The organism is Vibrio pacinii DSM 19139 (assembly GCF_000711795.1).
Lineage (GTDB): Bacteria > Pseudomonadota > Gammaproteobacteria > Enterobacterales > Vibrionaceae > Vibrio > Vibrio pacinii.
Genome location: NZ_JONH01000018.1, coordinates 50355 through 75830 on the forward strand (window position 1 = coordinate 50355; position 25476 = coordinate 75830).

The following is a 25476-nucleotide window of genomic DNA, read 5'->3' on the forward strand; positions in this document are numbered from 1 at the left end:
GGATGAAACCTAGACATGGTCTATATAGAATGGCCAGTGAATGAACGTTCATTCATTATAACTGAAAAGCATACCAAATATGCAACAAAATTTTGCATGAGATGAGTGAAATTTTCTCAAGGAGACACTTTGCCACAACTTAGGTATACGTCTATCGGGTATAAACATAGCAATCTAATGGTTGCACTATTATTATAGTCGCCACTTTATTCCCACTTCTGAGATAGTCATGAAGCTGAACCCCAATCAAGATCAAGCTGTTAAATACGTATCTGGACCTTGCCTTGTGCTTGCGGGTGCTGGCTCAGGCAAGACGCGTGTTATCACCAACAAAATGGCGTACTTGGTTCAGCACTGTGGTTACAAGGCACGTAACATTGCTGCGGTGACGTTTACTAATAAAGCGGCGCGAGAAATGAAAGAACGTGTCGGCCAGACGCTGGGCAAAAGCGAATCGAAAGGCTTCATGGTGTCGACGTTTCATACCTTGGGGCTCAATATCATTAAGCGAGAGTATAAGGTGCTGGGCTTAAAGTCTGGATTTTCGCTGTTTGATGACCAAGACCAACTGGCACTGCTCAAAGAGCTCACCGAGCAACAGCTCGATGGTGATAAAGATTTACTGCGTCAATTGCTCAGTACGATTTCCAACTGGAAAAATGATATGCTGACGCCTGATCAGGCTAAAGCACAGGCTCAAGGCGAGCAGCAACAGTTATTTGCTTTCTGTTTTGAAATGTACCAAAAACAGATGAAAGCGTATAACGCACTCGACTTCGATGACTTGATTTTGCTACCAGTACTCTTGTTGCGCACCAATCAAGAGGTGCGTCAGCGTTGGCAAAACCGTATTCGTTATCTATTAGTCGATGAGTATCAAGATACCAACACCACTCAGTACGAATTAGTGAAGTTGATTGTCGGTGAGCGCGGACGCTTGACGGTGGTAGGTGACGACGACCAATCGATCTATTCATGGCGTGGTGCTAAACCGCAAAATTTAGTCTTGCTCGGCGAAGATTACCCGAATTTGCGCTTGATTAAATTGGAACAAAATTATCGCTCAACCAGCCGTATTCTGCGTGCTGCCAATATCTTGATTGCCAATAACCCCCATGTGTACCAGAAGTCGCTGTTCTCCGAAATTCCTGATGGTGAGAAACTCAAAGTACTGTTGGCTAAAAATGAAGAGCATGAAGCTGAACGTGTGACAGGGGAGCTTATCGCCCACAAGTTCCTCAACCGCACCGATTATAAAGATTACGCCGTGCTTTATCGTGGTAACCATCAATCGCGTTTGATTGAAAAGTCGCTGATGCAAAACCGCGTACCTTATAAGCTGTCGGGCGGTACTTCTTTCTTTGCTCGCGCTGAGATAAAAGACATCATGGCTTATCTGCGTGTGCTGGTGAACCCGGATGACGATAATGCGTTTCTGCGTATTGTAAATACGCCGCGCCGCGAAATTGGCCCAGTCACCTTAGAGAAACTCGGTAGTTATGCCAATATGCGTGGTAAGAGTTTGTTCGAAGTCAGCTTTGAGATGGGGCTTGAACAGAGCTTATCGGGGCGCGGCCTAGAAAACTTACGCCGTTTTACCACTTGGCTGGTGAAAATTGCTGATCAAGCGGAGCGAGGCGACACCGTTGAGGCGGTACGTTCACTCGTGCGTGATATTAATTATGAAGATTGGCTGTATGAGACATCAACCAGTCCAAAAGCTGCAGAAATGCGGATGAAAAACGTATCGGACCTCTATTCTTGGATTGTTGCTGATCTTGAGGGTGACAACTACGACCAAGAAGAGAAGAGTTTAAAAGAGGTGGTTCAGCGATTGACCCTGCGTGACATGATGGAACGTGGCGAAGACGATGAAGACAGTGATGCAGTGCAGTTAATGACGCTACATGCTTCAAAAGGCTTGGAGTTTCCTTACGTTTACTTAATCGGTGCAGAAGAGGGGATCTTGCCCCATCAAACCAGCATTGATGAAGAGAATGTCGAAGAGGAGCGCCGTTTGATGTATGTCGGTATCACCCGTGCTCAACGCGAACTGACTTTTACTATGTGTAAAGAGCGCCGTCAGTTTGGTGAGTTGATTAAACCGAGTCAGAGCCGATTCTTAGATGAGCTGCCATTTGACGATGTTGACTGGGAAGAGACCAAAAAGCCCGTGACTCAAGAAGAGCGGATGGCGAAAGGGCAGGCACATATTGCCAACCTAAGAGCGATGTTTAATAAGAAATAGACAATAAAAAGGCTTGGTGACAACACCAAGCCTTTCTGCTCTATCTTTCTTCTACCTATCTATTATAGATATAGAAGGCAGTTACAGGTCGGCAATCATATGCTCAATGGCCGCGATGATTTCATCATCGGAACAATCCATACATGAGCCGCGCGCTGGCATAGCGTTGAAGCCATTAATTGCATGGTTAGCCAATACATCTTTACCTTGCGCAATACGTGGAGCCCAGTCTTCTGCGTTACCTGTTTTCGGTGCGCCGCTAACGCCTGATGCGTGACAAGCAATACAGAAGGTACCGTAAACGGTCGCGCCATCACGTGGCCCTGTTGGTTCCGCTTTCACTGGCTCTGCACCGGCTAGGTAAACATCACCGACAGGTTTAATGCGTTCTGCAATAGCGTCATATTGTTCTTGGCTTACATTGGCTGCAAAAGAGGCGCTAGAAAAGGTGATTGCAGCGACCAAAGCGGTTAACATTTTTCGAGACATATCCATTAAACTCACTTTACATTCCTGAAGGTAAGTGCGTGCTTACCCGTTATTAGAGTGGGATTTGATCAACATCGAACCAAAGTGCGTAAAACACCAGTGTTGCTGTTAAATCAATGTAAATAATGGGTGATTATATCCTGTTAACTTGTTGCAATAAACAACAAGTTACTTGCTTTATGGCGGTTATCTAATGGGAAATAGGGGTTTATCACACTTTAATTGCCCAAAAAGGCACCAAACGATAAAAAAACTTTAAAAAGTACTAGACGGCATAGTGTGAACTACGTATTATTCCACTCCGCCGATGGGGCATGCGCCCGTAGCTCAGTTGGATAGAGCGTTGGCCTCCGGAGCCAAAGGTCGAAGGTTCGAATCCTTTCGGGCGTACCATTCGCCAAAGGTTTAATCGGTAGAAGTTTCAATGGTGGCTATAGCTCAGTTGGTAGAGCCCTGGATTGTGATTCCAGTTGTCGCGGGTTCAAGTCCCGTTAGCCACCCCATTATTCAGGTAGCTTTGCTTCCTTTCTTGATTCAAGATCGAGAAAAAATATAAGTCGGTGAATAGTGCGTTTGTAGCGCATCTCGGCTTTTGGAATAAGCGGGACCAGAGGGTTGACCTTCTATAACGTAAACCAAGTAAAAAAATATATCGTCGGTGAATAGCGCAGCTTGGTAGCGCATCTGGTTTGGGACCAGAGGGTCGGGGGTTCGAATCCCTCTTCACCGACCACTATTACTATAATTCTGCATCAGCGGGATTAGAGTTGGGTTTATAGCTAGACTTGGCAGTAAACGACAACAATTTGATGGTGGCTATAGCTCAGTTGGTAGAGCCCCGGATTGTGATTCCGGTTGTCGCGGGTTCAAGTCCCGTTAGCCACCCCATTCTTCCTTAGAAAGAATGAAATTTCCGTGAATAGCGTGTTTGTAGCGCATCTCGGCACTTGGAATAAGCGGAACCAGAGGGTTGAACCTCAGAAACGTAGACCAAGTAAAAAAATATATTATCGGTGAATAGCGCAGCTTGGTAGCGCATCTGGTTTGGGACCAGAGGGTCGGGGGTTCGAATCCCTCTTCACCGACCATCTTTGAAAAGGCTCTGCAGAAATGCAGAGCCTTTTTTGCGTTTAGCGACTAGCGACTTGAATCTGAGGTTCGGGGTCAGAAGCCTAGCCGAATTCCTCATCCACTGAACAACGTTAAAGAGCAGCAACAGTAAGGTTGCCGTTTTGTCTCCTCCCCTCTCAAGTCTAGAAATATCCACCTTTATTACTCTGTTTATGTCTTTATTCTCCTAGTGAAGTGACTGATCTTTGGGTTGATATTGGCTATTTATTGAAAGTGAGTGCCGTTGTTTGACCTTTTTGCATGAATTTGGCGCTAGTACAATCTTTGACTACAAAAATTCTTAGGTTGATAAATCTATAAATATCGCATTTATTTAGAATATAGTTTGGCGTATATGTGATCAATATCGAATCATTGTCTTAATAAGTCATCTTTAACAGTCTTATGTGTTTTTTTTGTTAAAGCCACTTGCTGTGTTTTAAGTGAATTTTTATTCTTTTTGTTAGTGGAGGGGGCTTATAACTAAAAGCAGTATTTAATAACTAAAACTCTTGTTTTATCCGTGTTTTAAATCATTTATACCACAGGTATGACCAAATGATGATCTAGCTTGTTTGCATATTTATTTGGCTATAGTGCTTGGTTTTTATGCGATTTCGACTTTTTATTCTATATTTGTTGCTTTTGTGTGAATTATTTGCCAAATTGATGACCTTATAAATTGCCGGAACACTATTCTTCTGGCTTGAATGGATTCACTTTTCAGACAGGGCAGAAAGCTGCCAAAGCAGTAGAGGTCTGGTTAATGTCACTTTTACAAGTAAAAAACCTTCGCATTGAATACCCTTCGCGTCATGGGGTGCATGCCGCAGTCAAATCGCTGTCATTTAATATTGAACGCGGTGAAATCGTTGGTGTGGTTGGCGAATCTGGCGCTGGTAAATCGACAGTCGGCAATGCAGTCATCGATCTACTTAGCCCTCCGGGACGTATCGCTACTGGCGATGTCTACCTTGATGGCGAGCTTATTTCTGGTTTGAGCCCAGAGCAAATGCGTAAAGTACGCGGCTCTAAAATTGGATTCATCTTCCAAGATCCAATGACCTCTCTAAATCCTCTGTTCACCGTAGAGCAGCAGTTGAAAGAGACCATCCACGCCAATATGAAGGTATCGGATGAAGAAGCGTACCAGCGTGCGCTGTCATTGATGCAGCAAGTGGGAATTCCCCAGCCAGAAAACCGTCTTAAGCAGTATCCGCATCAATTTTCTGGTGGTATGCGTCAGCGTGTGGTTATCGCGATTGCATTGGCTGGTGAGCCAGATCTTATCATTGCCGATGAACCAACGACCGCGCTCGATGTGTCGATTCAAGATCAGATCCTGAGTTTGATTCGTGAATTGTGTATCAAGAACAATGTCGGTTGTATGCTCGTTACCCACGATATGGGCGTGGTATCGAATGTGACCGATCGCGTTGCGGTAATGTACCGCGGTGATTTGGTTGAGTTTGGCCCAACCGCCAAAGTCTTGGGCGACCCTGATCATACCTATACCCGTAGTTTGATTTCTGCGGTTCCTCGTTCAGACATGAAACTCGATCGATTCCCTCTGGTGAGCTATATCGAAGAAGCGACAGAGATGAAGCCTCTTGATGTGAAAAACCACTGGTTAGGACAGAGTCAAGATGAGCGCGAATACAGTGGTCCTTTGCTCAATGTCGAAAACGTCAATCTACGTTTTGTGACCAAAGATTCTCTGTTCGAAAGTCGTCGCGAGTACGTTCAGGCCTCGAACGATGTGAGTTTTGAAGTGTTTGAAGGTGAAACCTTTGGTCTGGTGGGTGAGTCAGGTTCTGGTAAGTCAACCATTGCTCGTGTCATTGCTGGTCTTTATTCGCCGAATTCAGGGCGAGTGACCTTTGAAGGTATCGACCTTACCGCACTGAAATCAGAAAAAGAACGTCGTCCAATGCGTCGTCAGATGCAGATGGTGTTCCAAAACCCTTATACATCGATGAATCCGCGCATGAAGGTACTGGATATCATCGCAGAGCCAATTCGATTTCATAAGCTAACCAAGAATGAAACTGAGACGCGTCAGATCGTTAATGATCTGCTGGATCACGTCGGTCTAGGGCGTATGGCTGGGCTTAAATATCCCCATGAGTTTTCGGGCGGTCAGCGCCAGCGTATTTCGATTGCACGCGCGCTGGCAACACGTCCTCGTTTGCTGATTTGTGATGAGCCGACCTCTGCACTTGATGTGTCGGTACAGGCTCAAATTCTTAACCTGCTCAAAGATTTACAAGATGAGCTTAATCTAACCATGCTGTTTATCAGTCACGATTTACCTGTGATTCGCCAAATGTGTGATCGCGTTGGTGTGATGCAAATGGGGACCTTATTAGAGGTCGCTCCAACTGAACAGCTGTTTAAGACGCCTCAGCATGAATATAGCAAACAACTGATTTCTTTAATGCCGGAATTTACTGGCTTAAGAGAAGATGTAGAAACGGCGTAAGTCGTCGATCTTACCCAGAGCTTTTGGGTGAATAAACAGAAGCAAACACAACAACTAGGGATGAATCCCGCATAAGGAGTTATGCAATGAAAACCATGAAAAGCAAACTAGCAGTGGCTTTAATGGCAGCTGGCCTAAGTTTTAGTGCAGCAGCAGCAGATATCACCGTCGCTTATGATGCTGATCCAGTGTCACTTGATCCACACGAGCAGCTGTCTGGCGGCACACTGCAAATGTCTCACATGGTATTTGATCCACTAGTTCGTTACACACAAAAATTAGATTTTGAACCTCGCTTGGCTGAAAAATGGGAACGTGTTGATGACACGACTTTCCGCTTCTCTTTACGCAAAGGCGTTAAGTTCCACTCTGGTAACGAGCTAACTGCAGATGACGTTGTTTGGACTTTTGAGCGTCTAAAGAACTCTCCAGACTTTAAAGCTATCTTCGAACCATATGAGAAGATGGTAAAAGTGGATGACTACACAGTCGAACTAGTATCAAAAGGGGCTTACCCTCTGGTACTTCAAACCGCTACTTATATCTTCCCAATGGACAGCAAGTTCTACTCGGGCATGACAGAAGACGGTAAAGAGAAAGGCGAAGTGGTTAAGCACGGTAACTCATTCGCTTCCACTAACGTTTCTGGTACTGGCCCATTTATCGTCACGCAACGTGAACAGGGCGTAAAAGTCACGTTCGAGCGTTTTGGCGATTACTGGGATAAAAACACAGGTAATGTCGACAAGCTTACGCTGGTACCAATCAAAGAAGACGCAACGCGTGTTGCCGCGCTTCTATCTGGTGATGTGGACATGATCGCACCTGTAGCGCCTAACGACCACAAACGTGTGAAAGACGCAAAAAATGTTGATCTAGTCACGCTGCCTGGTACTCGTATCATCACGTTCCAAATGAACCAAAACAGCAACGAAGCACTGAAAGATGTTCGCGTTCGTCAAGCGATTGTTCACGCAATCAACAACGAAGGTATCGTGAAGAAAATCATGAAAGGCTTCGCTACGACTGCTGGTCAGCAAGGTCCTGAAGGTTACGCCGGTTACAGCGCAGACCTAGTGCCACGCTACGATCTGAAAAAAGCTAAGCAGCTAATGAAAGAAGCGGGTTATGAAGATGGCTTTGCACTTTCTATGATGGCGCCAAACAACCGTTACGTGAACGATGCGAAAATCGCTCAAGCAGCGGCGGCTATGCTATCTAAGATTGGTATCAAGGTTGACCTGAAGACAATGCCTAAAGCGCAATACTGGCCAGAGTTTGATAAATGTGCTGCAGACATGCTGATGATCGGTTGGCACTCAGACACAGAAGATTCTGCGAACTTCTCTGAGTTCCTAACCATGACTCGTAACGAAGAGTCAGGTAAAGGTCAGTACAACTGTGGTTACTACTCAAACGCGGAAGTTGACAAGCTAGTCATGGATTCAAACATTGAAACGGATCCTGCGAAACGTGCGCAAATGCTGCAGAAAGTGGAAGCAACATTGTACAACGAAGCGGCGTTTGTGCCTCTACACTGGCAAAACCTAGCGTGGGGCGCGAAATCTAATGTAGAGATCGCACCGATCGTTAACGCAATGAACTTCCCTTACTTTGGTGACCTTGTCGTTAAATAAGTAAACTGAGTAAGTCGAAGTTGTGGCATTCGCATGGTGCGGATGCCCGCTTAATTTTTGGCACTTGGCTTTGTTTCAGTCGGGTTGAGTGCCATTTTTAAGACTGAAAATTGCGACCGAATTTGATTCGGTTTTGCAGACTGAATTCTATGGAAAGTAAAGGGGCAAGGAATGTTTTCGTTTCTGGTCAAGCGCCTGTTTCAGGCACTGATAGTGATGTTTGTGATCAGTTTGGTGGCGTTTGCCATTCAGGATAATCTGGGTGACCCATTGCGTGAGCTTGTTGGTCAGTCGGTTTCTGAAGCGGAGCGACAAGCTCTGCGCGATGAGTTAGGCCTTAACGATCCCTTCATTACAAAATACACTCGCTTTATTGGCGCCGCCATACAAGGCGATTTAGGTACTTCATATTTCTTCAAGCGCCCTGCGGTTGAAGTGATTTTAGATAAACTCGTCGCGACGCTAGAGTTGGTGTTTGGTGCGACGGTGATTATCGTGGTTTTTTCTATTCCTCTTGGTGTTTACTCCGCCATTCATCCCAAAAGTATTTTGACCAAAGCGGTGATGGCTTTTAGTAGTATTGGTATTTCGATTCCTGTCTTTCTGACAGCAATCATGTTGATGTATGTCTTTTCGATTGAACTCGGTTGGCTGCCTTCCTATGGCCGTGGTGAAACCGCCAATGTGTTTGGTTGGGAGTCAGGCTACTTTACCCTTGATGGATTAGCGCACCTTATTTTGCCATGTGTGGCATTGGCTTCAATCATGTTGCCGCTGTTTATCCGCTTGGTCCGCTCTGAAATGTTAGAGGTACTCAGTTCTGAGTATATTAAGTTTGGTAAGGCGAAAGGTCTGGCGTTAAACAAAATCTATTACCAACACGCGCTCAAAAATACCATGCTTCCCGTATTGACGGTCGGTGGTGTTCAGATCGGTACTATGGTGGCATATACCATTCTGACTGAAACGGTATTCCAGTGGCCAGGTACCGGCTTTCTTTTCCTTGAGGCAATCAACCGTGTCGACACACCGCTTATCACCGCTTACGTTATTTTCGTTGGCCTGATATTCGTGGTAACCAATACCATCGTTGACTTGCTATACGGCATCATTAACCCGACCGTAAATCTCACTGGAAAAGGAGCATAATCATGAGTCAATCAATCGCTGCTCCTTCACGCTGGGAGCGTTTTAAACAGTCTGATTTTCTGTATTACTTTAAGCGCGATAAAGTCGCTATGGCGAGTTTTAGTGTCTTTATGGTCTTTTTGGTGCTGGCTCTTGCGGCGCCGATTCTTTCACCTACCGACCCGTATGACCTTATTTCCATCGACATTATGGACTCAGAGTTACCACCATCATGGATGGAAGGGGGCGAAGAGCGCTTTTTGCTCGGCACTGATGAGCAAGGGCGAGATATTTTGTCGACCATTTTGTATGGTTCGCGTTTGTCATTGACGATCGGTTTCTTAGCTGTTGGGTTGCAATTGATTCTCGGCATTATCATTGGTCTGTCGGCTGGCTATTATGGTGGTCGAATTGACAGCTTCTTGATGCGTTTTGCTGATGTTCAGTTGTCGTTCTCAACCATGATGGTCGCGATCATTGTATCAGCCATTTTCAAAGCCAGCTTTGGCAGTGACTTTTACAGTCAGTATGCGGTGGTGATGCTGGTAGTCATTATTGGTGTGGCTGAGTGGCCGCAGTACGCACGTACCATTCGAGCGTCGGTATTGGCAGAGAAGAAGAAAGAGTATGTTGAAGCTGCACGTGTGATGGGCTTTAAAGCGCCGCGCATTATGTTCCGTCATATCTTACCGAACTGTCTGTCACCGATCTTGGTCATTTCAACGGTGCAGGTGGCAAACGCCATCATGTCAGAAGCGGCACTTTCTTTCCTAGGTTTAGGTTTGCCGGTTGACCAACCTTCACTTGGTGCACTGATTAGTATTGGTTTTAACTACATTTTCTCTGGTGCATGGTGGATTACGGCCTTCCCAGGTGTGGTTTTGATTACTCTCGTTTTGGTCATCAACCTGTTGGGTGACTGGTTACGTGATGTATTTAACCCCAAACTCTACAAAGGGTGATCCAAGCCTAAGATTTGACTATAGAAATTTCATTACACTAAGAGCCGTCATTCATTGCGGCTCTTTTTTTGCATTGATAATAGCAAAGCCGTATAACGTCAATAGTGACGCTTTAGTGAGCGGCGTGAGTGAACCAACACGGATCGAGTTAAAAGAGTAAAGGTATCAATATGGCGTTAAAGCCGAAACAATCGCATTGGAAGCAATGGACGCTGTTGGCAGCACTGACTTTGCCTGCCTGGTCAATGCCAACATTGGCTGACGAATTTTTGTGTGATGCCACACAAGCCGCCACGGATCAACTGCCGGTGCTTGATGGTGCTTGCCCAGTAGGAAAAGGGTTGTGGGGCAAAGCGAAACCGACAGGGTCGCTGTCAACGTTTTGGATTCAATGTGGTGTGTTTAGCAAGCCTTTGCCATTGACCAAAGCGAAACAGCTCTATAAGCATATTTCGACCGATGTTTGGGCTAAACCTGAAGACAAGGCTTATCGTTGCTTGATTGGTCCATACACTGATTTCTCTATTGCTCAGCAAGAGTTAGCCAAAGTAAAAACACAACCAGAGTACAAGCAAGCGTTTATCCGTGAGGTCGTCAAAGGTGCACCGCGCCAATCAGTGCGACCTGCGAACAAACCGATCGCCAAACCTAAACTGGAAAAACAAGCCACGACCGTGCTTGCTGTGCCCGCAGAAAAGGCGCCAGTCATTGCTACGCAGCCTAAAATGGCTTCAAAACCTAAAATGAACAAACCTATGGATGAGGTGATGATTCGCCTTAGCGCAAACGTGGCCAATCTTGAGTACAAAGTGCCTTATAGCATCGCTGATGGTGAGCAGTTCTACATGGAGCACGACTTAGCATGGAATCGTTTAGACTACCAAGGTGCGTATAAAACCTGCTATCGCTTAGGGATGCGTTTAGCGACCCAAGATGAATGGCAAGACTTGATTGATTCGAAAGTGATGCAGCAAGCTAAATGGCCAATGCATTTACCTTATTGGGGAGCCGAGAAAACGGGGCTCTTCACTAGCGGTAAAGTGACCCAACTGAAAGGCACTTCTTTGCTCAATGTCATGTGCGTAAAGTCGTTCGAGCAGCAGTAAGTTAATTACTGCTGTTCTTTTCTGCCTCTTCAAGCAGTTCAAGGTACTTCTTCTCCACGAACTCCTTCTCTTTCCCTAGGTGATGCAGCTGTTGTTGTGACGCCTCTAATTCGGCGCTTAGTGCGGCCGTATCGCCTTGTGCTGACAGTTTTTGCTTGTATTGTTCTATTCGTTCAAGCAATTGTTGTTTCTCTTGCTGGAACTCTTGAGCCAAACTGGCTGCGCCTCCGGCCTCACTGATTTGGATGTACTCCTGTTCAAGTTGGTCAAACTGCTTTTTAAGTTGCTGTTTCTCGATTTGCAGGCCTTCAACGGTATCGGTCTGTTGCATCAGTTTATTCTTGGCTCGGCGCAGACCATTAACGCTCTTATCCAAATCCCCTTTGAGTTTTTTGATCAGCCGATGGGAGTTATTGAGCTTCTGATTAAGCTCTTCAATTGACGCTTGCTCTTGCTCAGTGAGATCTTCTTTGGCGGCTTTAATCTGTGAAACCTGACTTTCTAATGCTTGTTGAATGATGATTAAGTCATTGAGAGTGTCACTGTTTTCTGTTGTGTAGCCGAGCGCTTTGTCGACCGATTGCTGACATAAGTCATAGGTGTCTTTGTCCATATCGCGGTGGTTAACCACTTGGCGGGCAAAGTGGCGAAACTCGCGCAAAATCAGCAATAAAATGATAAACCAAGCCAGAAGGATCAGTAGACCGAAATCGATGGCGAGAGCCACGAGGTTTTCTGAGCTCATTAGGGGCGCTAGATCCATTTATTTCCTCAAAATTTGCCACATACATCGACTCTAAGTTTAGTTGTCTGACAAAAATATGCCTATAATTTAAACAGTTCTGATGCTTTAGGTGATGGTGGTTAGTGAAAATACTGATAGTTGATGATAGTAAAGCGACTTTAGAGATTGTTAGGCGAGGTTTAGAGAGCTTCGGTTACTGCCGCTTGTCGATCAAAAAAACCTGTGATGCCCGCGAGGCTATTGAGTTGGCTAAAGAGTGGCAACCCGACATCGTCTTAACGGATTGGTATATGCCCGAAATGTCGGGGCTAACGGTAACCAAAGAGCTGATGAAACTTAACTCTGAGATTAAAGTTGGCATGATTACGACGGTCGATGATCAGTTGCAGATACAGCAGGCCAAAGCAGCGGGGGCGAGTTTTGTGCTGACCAAGCCGTTTGAAGATAGCCAACTACATCGCTTGCTGCTGCCTTTAGTTCAAGGTGCAGAAGAGAGCCGAAAAACTCTCGACTCGGTGAGCGATGTCCAAAAAGAGCTCGCACTACCTAAGTTGTCACAACTTGAGAAATTACTAAAACGCGAACTGGGTGACGCGCTCAGCCTAACCAACTTAGCGGCGCAGAGCTTTGATGAGAGCAAGATTCCTTGCGTACTGGCGGTGTATGAAGACAGTGCGACACAAAGGCCAAGAGCGGTTGCTATGCTCGACTTAGAGGCAATTTGTCTCTTCTCAAAGGCCAGTAGATCTGAGCGTGAGCAAGTGTTAGAGGAAAAATTGGTGAGTAAAGGCACTTTAGATGCTTGTCAGGAAGTATTAGGCCGCTCGGCACTGGCATTTCTCGATAGTCAAACACGTAAAAGTTTACGCCTGAAAAACATCAGCTTTGTTCCTGCTGAGTTTGATAAGCTTAAAACATTGTATGACAAACCCGCTGATAAGCGCGTGGATTTCAGCTGCCAGAATGGTGATGAATTAGTTGGAAAGGTCACTTTAGTGGGTTTCTAGGCGCAAAAAGAAAAGGATGCATCGGCATCCTTTTCTTTATTTATCAGATTCTTATCTCATGGTAACAAACTCTTCAGAGCCCGTCGGGTGAATTGCGACCACAGAATCGAAGTCAGCTTTAGTCGCGCCCATCTTCATCGCAACAGCGAAGCCTTGAATCATCTCATCGACGGTAAAGCCGATACCGTGAAGGCCGACAACTGTCTCTTCTTCGCCGGCGCAAACCAGTTTCATTTTACATGGCTGTCGGTGCTTGGTGACGGCGGTGTACATCGCGGTAAAACCAGAGGTGTACACTTTGATGTTATCTTTGCCGTATTTCTGCTCAGCTTCTTGAGTGGTTAGGCCAATAGTACCGATTGGTGGGTGGCTAAATACCACCGTTGGGACCAAGTCGTAATCCATCTTGGCATTGGTTTTACCATTGAATAGACGCTCAGAAAGCTGACGGCCGGCTTTTACAGCTACAGGCGTGAGCTCAATACCGCCTTCCATGATGTCACCCACACAGTAGATGCCAGGCACGTTAGTCGCTTGGAATTCATCGACCTTAATGTAGCCACGATCATTGGTTTCTACACCAGTAGAAGCAAGGTTAATCGCATCGGTTGCTGGGTGGCGGCCAATCGCCCAAATCAATTGGTCAACGTTTTGTGTATTGCCATTCCCTAGATGCAGTGTCAGGCTGCCGTCTGCTTCTTTGACTACTTGTTTTGGTACCGAATGCGTATGAAGTGTCGGACCTTCTGCTGCCATCACTTCGACCAGTGTTTCGATGATCATCGGGTCAAAACTACGCAGTGGTGATTCTTTACGGCAGAATAGATGCGTCTCAGTGCCAAGGGCATTAAGAACTCCGGCAATCTCAACCGCAATGTAGCCAGCGCCAATCACAGCAACACGTTTAGGTTGCTCGTTTAGCTCAAAGAAGCCGTTTGAATCAATGCCGTATTCTGCACCAGGGATGTTAGGAACGGTCGGGCGACCACCAACAGCGATCAAGATGTGATCGGCCGTGTAGTGTTCTCCGTTGACCTCAACCGTTTTCTCATCAACAAACTTAGCGAAACCCTTGATGACATTGATTTTGTTGTTACCTAGTACGCGATCGTAAGATTGGTGAATACGGCCAATGTAGGCCTGACGACTTTCAACCAGTTTACCCCAGTTAAATCCTTTCACATCAACATCGAAGCCGTAGTCTTCAGCGTAAAGGTGCATCGCTTCGGCAATTTGTGCGCCGTGCCACATGACTTTCTTAGGTACGCAACCAACGTTGACACAAGTGCCACCTAGGTCTTGCGCCTCGATAAGCGCGACTTTAGCGCCGTACATTGCTGCTCGGTTTGCTGATGCGATGCCGCCTGAGCCGCCACCGATACAGATGTAATCAAAATGCGTTGACATGACTTTCTCCATTTCCGCAGGTAACTAGCCAGTAACCAGTCCCTATTCGTTTTTAAAGTTATATATCTCTGATATGGAGGATAGAGTGGTTGAACTCAATCGATCCTCGATAATTTAATTTCTTGCTCGCTTGTGCCTCTGTTACTCTGGCACGATCCATTCGACTTTAAAGTGACCGGTTGCTGGGGCAATTGCTTTCTTGAGGAAAGGTAAAATTGCTTGCATCTGACTCTCTAGCTTCCAAGGTGGATTGATCACTATCATGCCTGATGCGGTCATGCCACGCTCGTTGGTATCAGGAGAGACGCCTAACTCAATTTGTAAGATTTTGCGAATCCCAAGCGCTTCGAGGCCATCGAGCATATCGTCGATATCACAGCGATTGACCACTGGGTACCAAATCGCGTAAATGCCCGTTGCCCAGCGCTTGTAGCTTTGATTGATGGCTTGTACGACATCACGATACTCTTTGGCTAACTCGTAAGGTGGGTCAATCAATACCAAGCCACGACGCTCTTTTGGCGGCAAGCTTGCTTTTAAGCGTTGAAAACCATCTTCTTTAAAGATGCTGACTTGGCGATCGCGATGAAACTCTTGTTCAAGCAGTGGGTAGTCACTCGGGTGCAGTTCAGTCAGCACCATGCGATCACCTGGGCGTAGGTGTGCACGAGCGACACGCGGTGAACCTGGGTAATAACGTAATGTATCGCCATTATTGAGCACTTTGATCGAGTCAAGGTAGCTTTCAAGCTCTTGCGGAATGTCATTTTGCTGCCAGAGGCGAGCGATGCCTTGTTTGTACTCGCTGGTCTTTTCCGACCACTCATGCGTAAGATCGTAACGACCTACGCCAGAATGAGTATCGTGATAGACGAGCGGCTTCTCTTTTTGTTTCAAAGCGTTGAGGATAAGGCTTTGGACAATATGTTTAATCACATCGGCATGATTGCCGGCATGAAAGCTGTGGCGATAACTTAACAAAATGACACTCTCAAATGGGGCGAACAATAATGGTCTTTAGTATACGTTACTATTGAAAATTGCTGAACCTACCTATATTTACTATTTAGACCAACACAAAATAGTTAAGACGAGCTTGTGAGTTCGCTTAGCCAATGAAAGGAATGATTTATGTCTAATCCACTGCTGAACTTCATTGATTTGCCGCCGTTTTCGCAAATCAAACCAGAGCATGTTAAGCCCGCGATTGAACAGGCGATTGCCGATTGCCGGGCGGAAATAGAACAGGCGCTGGACGGCAACAATGAGCCAACTTGGGATAACTTAGTCGCACCGATTGAGGAAGTGGATGACAAGTTGAGTCGCATCTGGTCACCAGTAAGCCACATGAACTCGGTGATTAACAGTGACGAGTTGCGTGACGCCTACGAAAGCTGTTTACCATTATTATCAGAGTACGGTACTTGGGTTGGTCAGCATAAAGGTTTGTTTGAAGCATACAAATCAATCAAAGCCAGTGAGGCATTTGCTTCATTAACTCAGGCGCAAAAGAAAACCATCACCGATTCGTTGCGTGACTTTGAGCTGTCGGGGATTGGTCTACCTGCCGATCAGCAGCACCGCTACGGTGAAATCAGTAAGCGTATGTCAGAGTTAGGGTCAAAATTCTCTAACAATGTGTTGGATGCCACCATGGGCTGGACCAAGCACATTAGCGACGAAAAAGAGTTGGCAGGTATGCCAGAATCGGCCTTGGCCGCCGCCAAAGCAGCGGCTGAGGCGAAAGAGCTAGATGGTTACTTACTAACGTTAGACATCCCTTCTTATTTGCCAGTGATGACCTACTGTGACAATCAAGAGCTGCGCAGAGAGCTGTATGAAGCGTACGTTACTCGCGCTTCTGACCGTGGGCCGAAAGCCGGTGAGTGGGACAACAGCGAAATCATTAACGAGCAGTTGAAACTGCGCTACGAAATTGCCCGCATGCTTGGTTTCAATACCTTCAGCGAGAAGTCTCTAGCGACTAAGATGGCGGAAACCCCATCTCAGGTACTTGGCTTCCTTAACGATCTTGCCAACAAAGTTAAGCCTCAAGGTGAGAACGAAGTCGAACAGCTGCGTCAATTTGCCAAAAGTGAGTTTGGCATTGATGAGCTCAATTTGTGGGATATTGCTTACTACAGCGAAAAACAAAAACAGCACCTGTTCCAAATCTCAGACGAAGAGCTGCGCCCTTATTTCCCAGAAGCCAAAGTGGTCAGTGGCCTATTTGAAGTGCTTGAGCGCGTGTTTGGTATGACCGTCAAAGAGCGTCAAGGTGTGGATGCTTGGCATGAGTCAGTACGCTTCTTTGATATCTTTGATGCTAACGAGCAGTTACGTGGCAGTTTTTATCTCGACTTGTACGCGCGTGAACACAAGCGCGGCGGTGCGTGGATGGATGAATGTCGCGTGCGCCGCATGACTGTTTCGGGCGAACTGCAAACGCCCGTTGCTTACCTAACCTGTAACTTTAACCGACCGATCGGTGATAAGCCAGCGTTGTTTACTCATGATGAAGTGGTCACGCTGTTCCATGAGTTTGGTCACGGCATTCACCACATGTTGACTCAGGTCGATGTGGGGGCGGTATCGGGGATCAACGGTGTGCCTTGGGATGCGGTAGAATTACCAAGTCAGTTTCTAGAGAACTGGTGCTGGGAAGAAGAAGCGTTGGCGTTTATCTCCGGCCATTATCAAACCGGAGAGCCATTGCCAAAAGCGATGTTAGAGAAGATGCTGGCGGCGAAGAATTTCCAATCAGCGATGTTTATCTTGCGTCAGCTTGAGTTTGGCCTGTTTGACTTTACCTTGCACACTGAGTTTGATCCCGAGGTTGGCCCTCGCGTGCTTGAGACGTTGGCCGAAGTGAAGTCAAAAGTGGCGGTTTTGCCTAGCCTAGAGTGGAATCGCTTCTCACACAGCTTTGGTCATATCTTTGCTGGTGGTTATAGCGCGGGTTACTACAGCTATCTATGGGCAGAAGTCTTGTCTTCAGATGCTTTCTCGCGTTTTGAAGAGGAAGGTATCTTCAATACTGAAACCGGACAAAGCTTCCTCAACAACATTCTTGAAATGGGTGGCAGCGAAGAGCCGATGGAACTGTTTAAACGCTTCCGTGGCCGTGAGCCGCAGATTGATGCATTACTGCGTCATGCGGGTATTAGCGCTTAAATAAGATAAATTGACAATTTTACAAATAACCTATCGCCTTGCTACTGCAGCAGGGCGTTTTTTTGGTTACTATGCGGAACTTGATATTGCATGGAGGTAATATGTTGATACGTTTTAAAATCAGTGCTGTGGCTTTGGTTGTGGGATTGTCGGTTAGTGGCTGCGCGGAACTAAAACAAGCGGGTACAGAAATCGGTCATGCTACGCGTGATGCTGGCACCGCAATTGGTCACGCGACACGAGATACCACTAAAGCGATTGGCCATGCATCCCGTGATGCGGTGAATTCAGTCAAAGACGATCTTAGCGACGATAACTAACCAAGTTTGCTGCGGAGCCATTTATCGAGCGATATTGGCTCTGGCCCCCAAATCACCACAGTCAACAGCATCAACCCCCCACCATTGGTGATCATAAAAACCTTGTTGCGATAAGACAGGATTAAATCAAGTCTAAGTGATTGAAATTAAATAATTTAAATTTCATCCTTCTTGGCCTTATCAAGCGCTGATGGCGATAATAAGATTTGCGCTCTCGATTTACTGTGTGCCTAGCATCTTCAAGTCACTCGGGTATAATGCAGTTATATGTATAGATAAACAGTAGCTGAGCACCCCCATGGATCCTTCATTACTTCTCGATGGTTTGAACGACAAGCAGCGTGAAGCTGTTGCCGCCCCACTAGAAAACTTACTCATCTTAGCTGGCGCAGGCAGTGGTAAAACACGCGTGTTGGTTCATCGCATTGCGTGGTTAATGTCGGTCGAACAGGCCTCGCCCTTTTCAATCATGTCGGTAACCTTTACCAACAAAGCGGCGGCTGAGATGCGCGGTCGTATTGAAGAGTTGATGATGGGCAGCTCCTCCGGAATGTGGAACGGGACGTTCCATGGGATCTGTCACCGCATTTTGCGTGCGCACTATTTGGATGCCAAGTTACCGGAAGATTTTCAAATTATTGATAGCGACGATCAGCAGCGTTTATTGCGTCGCTTGATCAAAGCGCAAAATTTAGATGAGAAACAGTTTCCTCCACGTCAGGTGGCGTGGTGGATTAACGGTAAAAAAGATGAAGGTCTACGCCCGAATCATATTGACGCTTATCACGACCCTGTGACCAAAACCTATTTGCAGGTCTACAGTGCTTACCAAGAGGCGTGTGATCGTGCTGGCTTAGTTGATTTTGCGGAAATATTGCTTCGCGCCCATGAGTTGTTGCGCGATAAAAAGCACATTCGCGAGCACTACCAAGCCCGTTTCAAACATATTTTGGTCGACGAGTTTCAAGATACCAACAATATCCAATATGCTTGGTTGCGTATGATGGCAGGCCCGAACTCACACGTGATGATCGTTGGCGATGATGACCAGTCGATTTACGGTTGGCGTGGGGCAAAAATCGAAAATATTGAGAAATTTACCCAAGAATTTCCAAGCGTTAAAACCATTCGTCTTGAGCAAAACTACCGTTCGACCAAAACGATTTTGCAAGCGTCCAACGCTCTCATAGCTAATAACACCGAGCGAATGGGAAAAGAGCTATGGACCGAAGGGGTTGAAGGCGAGCCTATCTCGGTCTATTCGGCATACAACGAGTTAGACGAAGCGCGCTTTGCGGTTAGTAAAATCAAAGAGTGGCAAGAGCAAGGCGGGGCGCTGAATGATGCTGCGATGCTGTATCGTAATAACGCCCAGTCGCGTGTGCTTGAAGAGGCATTAATTCAGTCAGGTTTACCGTATCGAATTTATGGTGGGATGCGATTCTTCGAGCGTCAAGAGATCAGAGACGCACTAAGCTACCTGCGTTTGATGTCGAATCGCAATGATGACGCGGCCTTTGAACGTGTGGTCAATACGCCGACTCGTGGTTTGGGTGACAAGACGCTTGAAACCTTGCGTTTTGCCGCGCGTGATCGTGGCTGTACCATGTGGCAAGCGAGTGTGGCATTGCTCGATGAGCAAGTGCTCCCTGGTCGGGCGGCAGGGGCGTTGAGTCGTTTTGTCGAACTGATTCAGGCGCTAGAAGATGATACGGTCGAAATGTCACTGCATGAGCAGACCGACCATGTGATCAAATACTCTGGCCTGTTTGCCATGTACGAGCAGGAAAAAGGCGAGAAGTCGAAAGCTCGAATTGAAAACTTGGAAGAACTTGTCACGGCAACGCGCCAGTTTGAAAAGCCAGAAGAAGCAGAAGAGATGACGCTCTTGACGGCATTTTTGACCCATGCAGCGCTTGAAGCGGGTGAAGGCCAAGCGGATGAGTTTGACGACGCAGTGCAGTTGATGACTTTGCACAGTGCTAAAGGGTTAGAGTTTCCACTGGTCTTTATGGTCGGTGTTGAAGAGGGGATGTTCCCAAGTCAAATGTCAGCAGAAGAGGCCGGTCGCTTAGAAGAAGAGCGTCGTCTTTGCTATGTCGGCATGACACGCGCGATGGTGAAGCTCTATATAACTTACGCTGAAATGCGCCGTTTATATGGTCAAGATAAGTACCATAAACCGTCACGTTTTATTCGTGAGTTACCAGAAAACTGTTTAGATGAAGTGCGAATGAAAGCGCAAGTGAGTCGCCCGACAAGCTCAGGACGTTTTAGCCAAACGGTGGTTAAAGAGAGCTTTAATGAAACCGGATTTAGTTTAGGCTCACGAGTGATGCACCCGAAATTTGGCGAAGGTACCATTATTAACTTTGAAGGCAGTGGCCCGCAAAGTCGCGTTCAAGTTGCTTTTAACGGTGAAGGCATTAAATGGTTAGTGACGGCTTATGCCAAACTAGAAATGCTGTAAGCGCTAAACTCATTTTCTCAAATATGAAGAGAAAAAATAAAGAAAAACCCCGAGGGCCAAGGCCCATCGGGGTTATAGTCTTACTCGCAGCAATCCGGCTACTAGAGGTGCTCCATGCATCAAATCCTTGATAGTAGGCTGAATCCTTCAGCTTAATCCATTCATCGCCATCCTAGCGGTGTCCTTGACCCTATCCTGGTCTGCTAACCATCCTAGCTAGCTCACTTCGCTTGCTCCCTGAGCGGTGTCCTTTTCATCATCCTGATGATCAGTCCTTTCCTCATCCAGAGGTGTCCATTTCCCATCCTTAGTAGCAACCATCCTAGTTACTATTGCGTCCGTTCAATGTCCGTTTGCTATCCATGCCGATTGTTCATCCTGAGCAACCGTATCTTCTTCCTGAAGATTACCTAATCCGTGGTAATTTCCTGTTCCGTGTCAGCATCCTTCCGACAGGGTTCATATTACCTCTTTAAGCGCGCCGAGCAATAGAGCGCAAACGTTTTTCTACATAAAAATTCGCTGTAATTTTATACAAGTCATTGTAAAACAATTACTTACTATAGTTGTGTTACATTTTTCTTAGCAAAAAAACACTATTTACTCACTTGCTTGTGAGAGATCTCGCACAAGCAAGCGAGTCGATCGGCGTTATTGTCCGATCGCGGCACCTTCACGGCGTGGGTCTGCTGCACCTTGTAGCTGACCATCTTGCAATAAAATGGCATGTATTCCAGAGTTCAGATCGCGAATATTGACCTCAAAGCCCATTTTCTCAAGCTCAGATTTAAAGCTTTCGGCATCTGTGCCTTGTTCAATATCCAGTGGGCCGAAACGGTTGAGTAGGTGAGGTTGATTAGCGGCTTGTTGAATGTCCATTCCCCATTGAGTATGCGCAATAATCGCTTGTGCGACATAACCTATGATACGACTTCCGCCCGGCGAGCCAATTGCCATGTAGGGTTGGTCATTGTGCATAATGATGGTCGGTGCCATTGAAGAGCGAGGGCGCTTGCCGGGCTCTAATCGGTTGGCAATCGGCCTACCTTGGTTATGAGTGCGGAAAGAAAAGTCGGTCAACTCGTTGTTGAGTAAGAAGCCATTGGTCATCAAGCGTGAGCCAAAGGCGTTCTCAATGGTGGTGGTGATTGAGACCACATTGCCTGCTTTATCGACCACATTAAAATGGCTGGTGGATGGCAGTTCAATCGACTCATCGGTGCTTTGGCGCTGAGCGTAGTTCCATGGTGGAGTGCCTGCGCTAACGGTAGCCAATGCTTTGCCCGGTTGGATAAGTTGTGCGCGCTGCTTTAAGTACTCTTTATCAAGCAAACCTTGAGTTGGCATGGGCACAAAATCTTCGTCTGCCATGTACATGCCGCGATCGGCAAAAGCTAAGCGAGAGGCATCTGCAATCACTTGCCATGATTTGGCGTTGTTTGGCCCCCAGCCTTTGAGATCGAATTGCTCTGTGATGGATAGGATCTGACTCACGGTTAACGCGCCTGAGCTCGGTGGACCCATGCCACAGACCTCATAGCTTTGGTAGCCTGAACAGACGGGTTGACGTTGCTTGATAGTATAAGCATCGAAGTCTTTTTGTGCTAAGACGCCCGGGTTGCCTGGCGCCGTTTGAACCGTTTTAATGATGTCGCTTGCGATCTTACCTTGATAGAACGCCTTTGCGCCTTGTTTGGCAATCGCGGTCAGTGTGGCTGCGTATTGTGGATTCTTTAGTATGGTTCCGGCGGTTTTGGGTGAACCATCTGAGTTTAAAAAGTACGCGCTAGTGGCCTCGAAGCGACTCAGACGCTGTGCATCGGCTTCAATTAATGTGGCGAGACGCGGAGTAATTTCAAAGCCTTGCTGAGCGAGAGTAATCACTGGCTGAATGAGTTCAGCCCAATCTAGCTGGCCATATTTTTGGTGCATATCCCACATCAGCTTAACGGTACCGGGTGTGCCAACCGAGCGGCCACCGACAACTGCATCGTAAAATTTAAGTGGCTCGCCATTTTTATCTTGGAATAGGCGCGGTGTTGCGTCGAGCGGCGCGGTTTCTCGGCCGTCGTAAGAAGTGAGCTGTTGTTTGTCAGCATCCCAGTAAACCAGAAAAGCACCGCCACCAATCCCCGATGACTGAGGCTCAACTAGACCGAGCATCAGTTGCGTGGTCACCATGGCATCAATCGCATTACCGCCTTTGGCGAGCACATCAGCACCCGCTTGGGTTGCGACTGGATTGGCGGCCGTGACCATCCACTCTTTAGCGGTGACCAAGGATTTGTGTTCTAGGCCACTGCTGTGTTCTGGTGCGACGGAATCGGTCGCTTGGTTAGCCCAGCTAGTGATTGACGTTGTGAGCAAGCAGGTGGTGAGAAGTGTAAGTTTCCACTGCATCTTTATTCTCCTTCTATGTATGCAAAGCTAGAGTGACAGTGGAATCTGAACAGGTCTAAGAGTTTGTTATCAAATTGTAACCTTGAATCAAATATTAGACGGTTGAGAGGTTAAACTTGGCTCAGCAGAGAGGTGCTGGATTGCCATAAAATGCTGACGCCAATAAAAGTAAATAGCACACCGCATAGCCCATCAACATAAATGGCCATCGCTTTTACTTTTCGTTGCATGCGTTGAGTCGATAGCACCCAAGCCAAAAACGAAAACCATAGCAAAGATAAGCTCCACAAAATCAACAAGGCGACGCCTTTTCCCGTTAAGGACATCGTGGCAGGCACTAAGCTCGACATTAAACTGACAAAGAACACTAAGGCTTTAGGGTTAAGAATGTTGGTCGCGAAGCCACGCGAAAAGGCTTGGCGCTTATTGCTTAACAACAGGCTGGAACGGTCGCGACTTTCGGCATCGCTTTGCTGCGGGCGACGGATGCTTGACCATGTCGCCCTTAGAGCGCCATAGCCGAGATAAAACAGGTAACTGCCCCCGGCGATCTGGAGTAGGGCAAACAGGGTGGGTTGTTGGTGAACCAAATAGCTGACGCCAGTTAAGCTTAAAATTGAGTGCAGTAAAATGCCACAAGAGAGGCCAAGCGCAATATAAAACCCGGTTTGGCGTCCGTAGCGCGTTGCGTTTTGCACCACGAGGGCAAAATCAGGTCCTGGACTCATCAGAGCGACAAAGTGGACCAGAGCAAGGGTGGATAAAATGGTGATTTCATTCATGGAGAGAAAAACTTATCAGTCGTAATTGATAGCGCTATTGTGCCATCTGACACGCTGTGGCGATTGTAAAAAACTGACACTAATTGATTTGTGAGGGTTTGACACCGTAAGTGGCTTTGAACGCTTTACTAAAGTGCGCTTGATCGTAGAAGCCAACTTGGTGAGCCACCTCAGTACCACTGATCCCAGCCTTGAGTAATTTCATACTTTGTTCCATGCGTAAGCGATTAAACCAAGCGTAAGGCGTTAAACCGACTTTGGCTTTAAAGTGACGTTGAAGCTGAGTTGGACTGAGCTGGCAAAGTTGCGATAAATCGTCGAGACGCACTGGTTGGTCAAGATGACTGAGTAAGTACTCTTTCAGTGTTGCGATTGATTGATTGCCAAGCGGTAGCACGGGTTGTTGTCCGTCGCTCGCATAGTGCTTAAAGAGCCGCTCAAAACCTTCATAGGGTAGGCAGTCTTTAGCCAACTGGCTGATATTGTTTTGCGCGAGTCGTTGATGTAGCGAAGCAAGTGAATGGAAAACTTGCGCATCTGAGATGATCAAGTGTTTAAAGTTAATTAATTGGTGAGCGTTGTTTAATTGCGCCAATTCACTGAGCCACAAAGGGTCGAGCTCAAAAACACGCACTTGATAGCCCGACTCAAGCAGTGATTGACCGTCATGCAATTCATCGGGGGGCATGATCACCAATTGGCCTGCGCCAACATGGTGGCTAGAGCCTTGATAGTGAAACTTCTGTTGTCCGCTTGTGATTAGGCCAATATGAAAATCGAGATGATAGTGGCGTGAAAAGGCGAACGAATGGTAGTTCGCTTCAATCAGACTGATCTCTCTATTTTGCGTGCTGTGGTAGTTGACCTTGTCCATAAAACAAAAAAGCTTGATGACTATTTCACCAAGCTTATAACCTGCTACAAAGATTGTCTTGTAAAAAACGATCAGCTCAAGGCGGCGGCTTTTTTAATTTGGCGATTATTTTTCAAACCATCGAAACTGAATACCACCAGTGCGCTCCAAATAAAGGCGAAGGTGATCGCTTTATCAGCGGTAAAAGCTTCACCGTAAACCAGTACGGCGAGTAAAAACATCAAGCTAGGGCCAATATATTGGAAGAAGCCCAAGGTCGACAGTTTCAAACGGGTGGCCGCGCCAGTAAAGCACAGCAAGGGCAGGGTAGTAATTACGCCTGCAGCAATTAACAGCAAGTTGAGGGTGGTATCATTGAGAGCCATGTTCGACGTTGCTGTCTCTGCAATCCCGATTAAGTAAATCGCCGCGATGGGCAGCAGCAGCAGCGTTTCGACAAACAGGCCAGTTTGCGCATCTAAGTTGACTTTTTTACGCAGCAAGCCGTAACAACCAAAACTAAAGGCCAGTACTATTGCGACAACTGGTACGGAACCAAAGGCAATCAATTGAACGATGACACCGCCGCAGGCCAATGCCACAGCAAACCATTGCATTTTGCGTAATCGCTCACCCAGAAAGATCATCCCGAGCAACACGTTGAGCAGCGGGTTAATGTAGTAGCCTAAACTGGCATCGAGCATATGATTGGCATTGACGGCCCAAATAAAAATCAGCCAGTTTGTCGCGATGACAATTGAAGTAAAAAACAGGTAAGTCATTTTAACCTTTGAGGCCATGACATCACGAACATTGCGCCAACCTCGACCAAAATGCAGTAAGACAGCAAGCAGGATGAACGACCACACGATACGATGGCTGAGAATCTCTAGCGCAGAAACATCGGCTAATGATTTAAAATAGATAGGGGCGATACCCCACATGGTGTAGGCGCCGATAGCGAACAAGACACCTTGCTTGGCTCGCTGTTGTTGTTCTTCTGCCGTCATGGAGACTCACTTATGTTAAGCAATTTTACAAACTGAAACATGCAGTATACGAATCACTCTCAAAATCACCTAGCAATTTGCGGTTTTATTCGCCTCTAAACCCCACTACAATGTGCCTCTTGCGTGACACGCGCACTGCCCTGCAA

General features: G+C 46.7%; 18 protein-coding genes and 5 tRNA genes. 15 read left to right on the top strand and 8 right to left on the bottom strand.

The features are described 5' to 3' along the window. The first annotated feature begins 229 nt into the window (after positions 1 to 229). Positions 230 to 2248 (top strand): DNA helicase Rep, encoded by a 2019-nt coding sequence (gene rep, locus BS19_RS12315; RefSeq protein WP_038175596.1) that lies wholly within the window; start codon positions 230 to 232, stop codon positions 2246 to 2248. 81 nt (positions 2249 to 2329) lie between these two features. Here the strand turns inward: rep and BS19_RS12320 are convergent, their stop codons facing one another. After that, positions 2330 to 2743, bottom strand: a complete 414-nt coding sequence (locus BS19_RS12320; RefSeq protein ID WP_038175597.1) for a c-type cytochrome — start codon at positions 2741 to 2743, stop codon at positions 2330 to 2332. Positions 2744 to 3053: 310 nt separating this feature from the next. Between BS19_RS12320 and BS19_RS12325 the strand changes: the two genes are divergently transcribed. From BS19_RS12325 to BS19_RS12370, 10 genes are all read left to right on the top strand, one after another. Beyond that, positions 3054 to 3130, top strand: a tRNA-Arg gene (locus BS19_RS12325). A gap of 34 nt (positions 3131 to 3164) precedes the next feature. Then, positions 3165 to 3240, top strand: a tRNA-His gene (locus tag BS19_RS12330). A 153-nt stretch (positions 3241 to 3393) separates the two neighbouring features. Continuing rightward, positions 3394 to 3470: transfer RNA gene (locus BS19_RS12335), tRNA-Pro, on the top strand. A gap of 79 nt (positions 3471 to 3549) precedes the next feature. Then, positions 3550 to 3625: transfer RNA gene (locus BS19_RS12340), tRNA-His, on the top strand. A 123-nt stretch (positions 3626 to 3748) separates the two neighbouring features. After that, positions 3749 to 3825: transfer RNA gene (locus tag BS19_RS12345), tRNA-Pro, on the top strand. Between the two features lie 788 nt (positions 3826 to 4613). Continuing rightward, positions 4614 to 6329, top strand: a complete 1716-nt coding sequence (locus BS19_RS12350; protein WP_038175598.1) for a dipeptide ABC transporter ATP-binding protein — start codon at positions 4614 to 4616, stop codon at positions 6327 to 6329. Between the two features lie 86 nt (positions 6330 to 6415). Then, the gene (locus BS19_RS12355) at positions 6416 to 7966 is read left to right on the top strand and encodes an ABC transporter substrate-binding protein (RefSeq protein WP_038175599.1); all 1551 of its coding nucleotides are present in this window, start codon (positions 6416 to 6418) and stop codon (positions 7964 to 7966) included. A 171-nt stretch (positions 7967 to 8137) separates the two neighbouring features. Then, positions 8138 to 9115 (top strand): ABC transporter permease, encoded by a 978-nt coding sequence (locus BS19_RS12360; RefSeq protein WP_038175600.1) that lies wholly within the window; start codon positions 8138 to 8140, stop codon positions 9113 to 9115. A gap of 2 nt (positions 9116 to 9117) precedes the next feature. Beyond that, entirely contained in the window at positions 9118 to 10056 is a 939-nt protein-coding gene (locus tag BS19_RS12365) for an ABC transporter permease (protein ID WP_038175601.1), read from the top strand. Between the two features lie 170 nt (positions 10057 to 10226). Then, a complete protein-coding gene (locus tag BS19_RS12370) occupies positions 10227 to 11162 on the top strand; it encodes an SPOR domain-containing protein (protein WP_038175602.1) in 936 nt (311 codons plus the stop codon). A 1-nt stretch (position 11163) separates the two neighbouring features. On the opposite strand, the gene BS19_RS12375 is transcribed toward BS19_RS12370, so the two are convergent. Beyond that, on the bottom strand, positions 11164 to 11925 hold the full coding sequence (locus BS19_RS12375) for a hypothetical protein (protein WP_038175603.1): 762 nt from the start codon (positions 11923 to 11925) through the stop codon (positions 11164 to 11166). 104 nt (positions 11926 to 12029) lie between these two features. On the opposite strand from BS19_RS12375, the gene BS19_RS12380 reads away from it, so the two are divergent. Next, entirely contained in the window at positions 12030 to 12914 is an 885-nt protein-coding gene (locus BS19_RS12380) for a response regulator (RefSeq protein WP_038175604.1), read from the top strand. A gap of 51 nt (positions 12915 to 12965) precedes the next feature. On the opposite strand, the gene gorA is transcribed toward BS19_RS12380, so the two are convergent. After that, complete coding sequence (gene gorA / locus BS19_RS12385) at positions 12966 to 14321, bottom strand: glutathione-disulfide reductase (protein ID WP_038175605.1); 1356 nt, start codon at positions 14319 to 14321, stop codon at positions 12966 to 12968. A 141-nt stretch (positions 14322 to 14462) separates the two neighbouring features. Beyond that, a complete protein-coding gene (locus BS19_RS12390) occupies positions 14463 to 15302 on the bottom strand; it encodes a 23S rRNA (adenine(2030)-N(6))-methyltransferase RlmJ (protein ID WP_038175626.1) in 840 nt (279 codons plus the stop codon). A 150-nt stretch (positions 15303 to 15452) separates the two neighbouring features. Here BS19_RS12390 and prlC point away from each other — a divergent pair, with 150 nt between their 5' ends. The 3 genes from prlC to uvrD all read left to right on the top strand — a co-directional run bounded on the left by prlC (position 15453) and on the right by uvrD (position 20285). Next, positions 15453 to 17495, top strand: a complete 2043-nt coding sequence (prlC, locus tag BS19_RS12395) for an oligopeptidase A (RefSeq protein WP_038175606.1) — start codon at positions 15453 to 15455, stop codon at positions 17493 to 17495. A 101-nt stretch (positions 17496 to 17596) separates the two neighbouring features. After that, entirely contained in the window at positions 17597 to 17815 is a 219-nt protein-coding gene (locus BS19_RS12400; RefSeq protein ID WP_038175607.1) for a hypothetical protein, read from the top strand. 298 nt (positions 17816 to 18113) lie between these two features. Beyond that, on the top strand, positions 18114 to 20285 hold the full coding sequence (gene uvrD, locus BS19_RS12405) for a DNA helicase II (protein ID WP_038175608.1): 2172 nt from the start codon (positions 18114 to 18116) through the stop codon (positions 20283 to 20285). 651 nt (positions 20286 to 20936) lie between these two features. On the opposite strand, the gene ggt is transcribed toward uvrD, so the two are convergent. The 4 genes from ggt to rarD all read right to left on the bottom strand — a co-directional run bounded on the left by ggt (position 20937) and on the right by rarD (position 25330). Further along, on the bottom strand, positions 20937 to 22685 hold the full coding sequence (ggt, locus tag BS19_RS12410) for a gamma-glutamyltransferase (protein WP_038175609.1): 1749 nt from the start codon (positions 22683 to 22685) through the stop codon (positions 20937 to 20939). Between the two features lie 110 nt (positions 22686 to 22795). Further along, a complete protein-coding gene (locus BS19_RS12415; RefSeq protein WP_038175610.1) occupies positions 22796 to 23467 on the bottom strand; it encodes a LysE family translocator in 672 nt (223 codons plus the stop codon). Between the two features lie 79 nt (positions 23468 to 23546). Beyond that, on the bottom strand, positions 23547 to 24341 hold the full coding sequence (locus tag BS19_RS12420) for an AraC family transcriptional regulator (protein WP_038175611.1): 795 nt from the start codon (positions 24339 to 24341) through the stop codon (positions 23547 to 23549). 71 nt (positions 24342 to 24412) lie between these two features. Next, positions 24413 to 25330 (bottom strand): EamA family transporter RarD, encoded by a 918-nt coding sequence (rarD, locus tag BS19_RS12425; protein ID WP_038175612.1) that lies wholly within the window; start codon positions 25328 to 25330, stop codon positions 24413 to 24415. Positions 25331 to 25476: the final 146 nt, after the last annotated feature.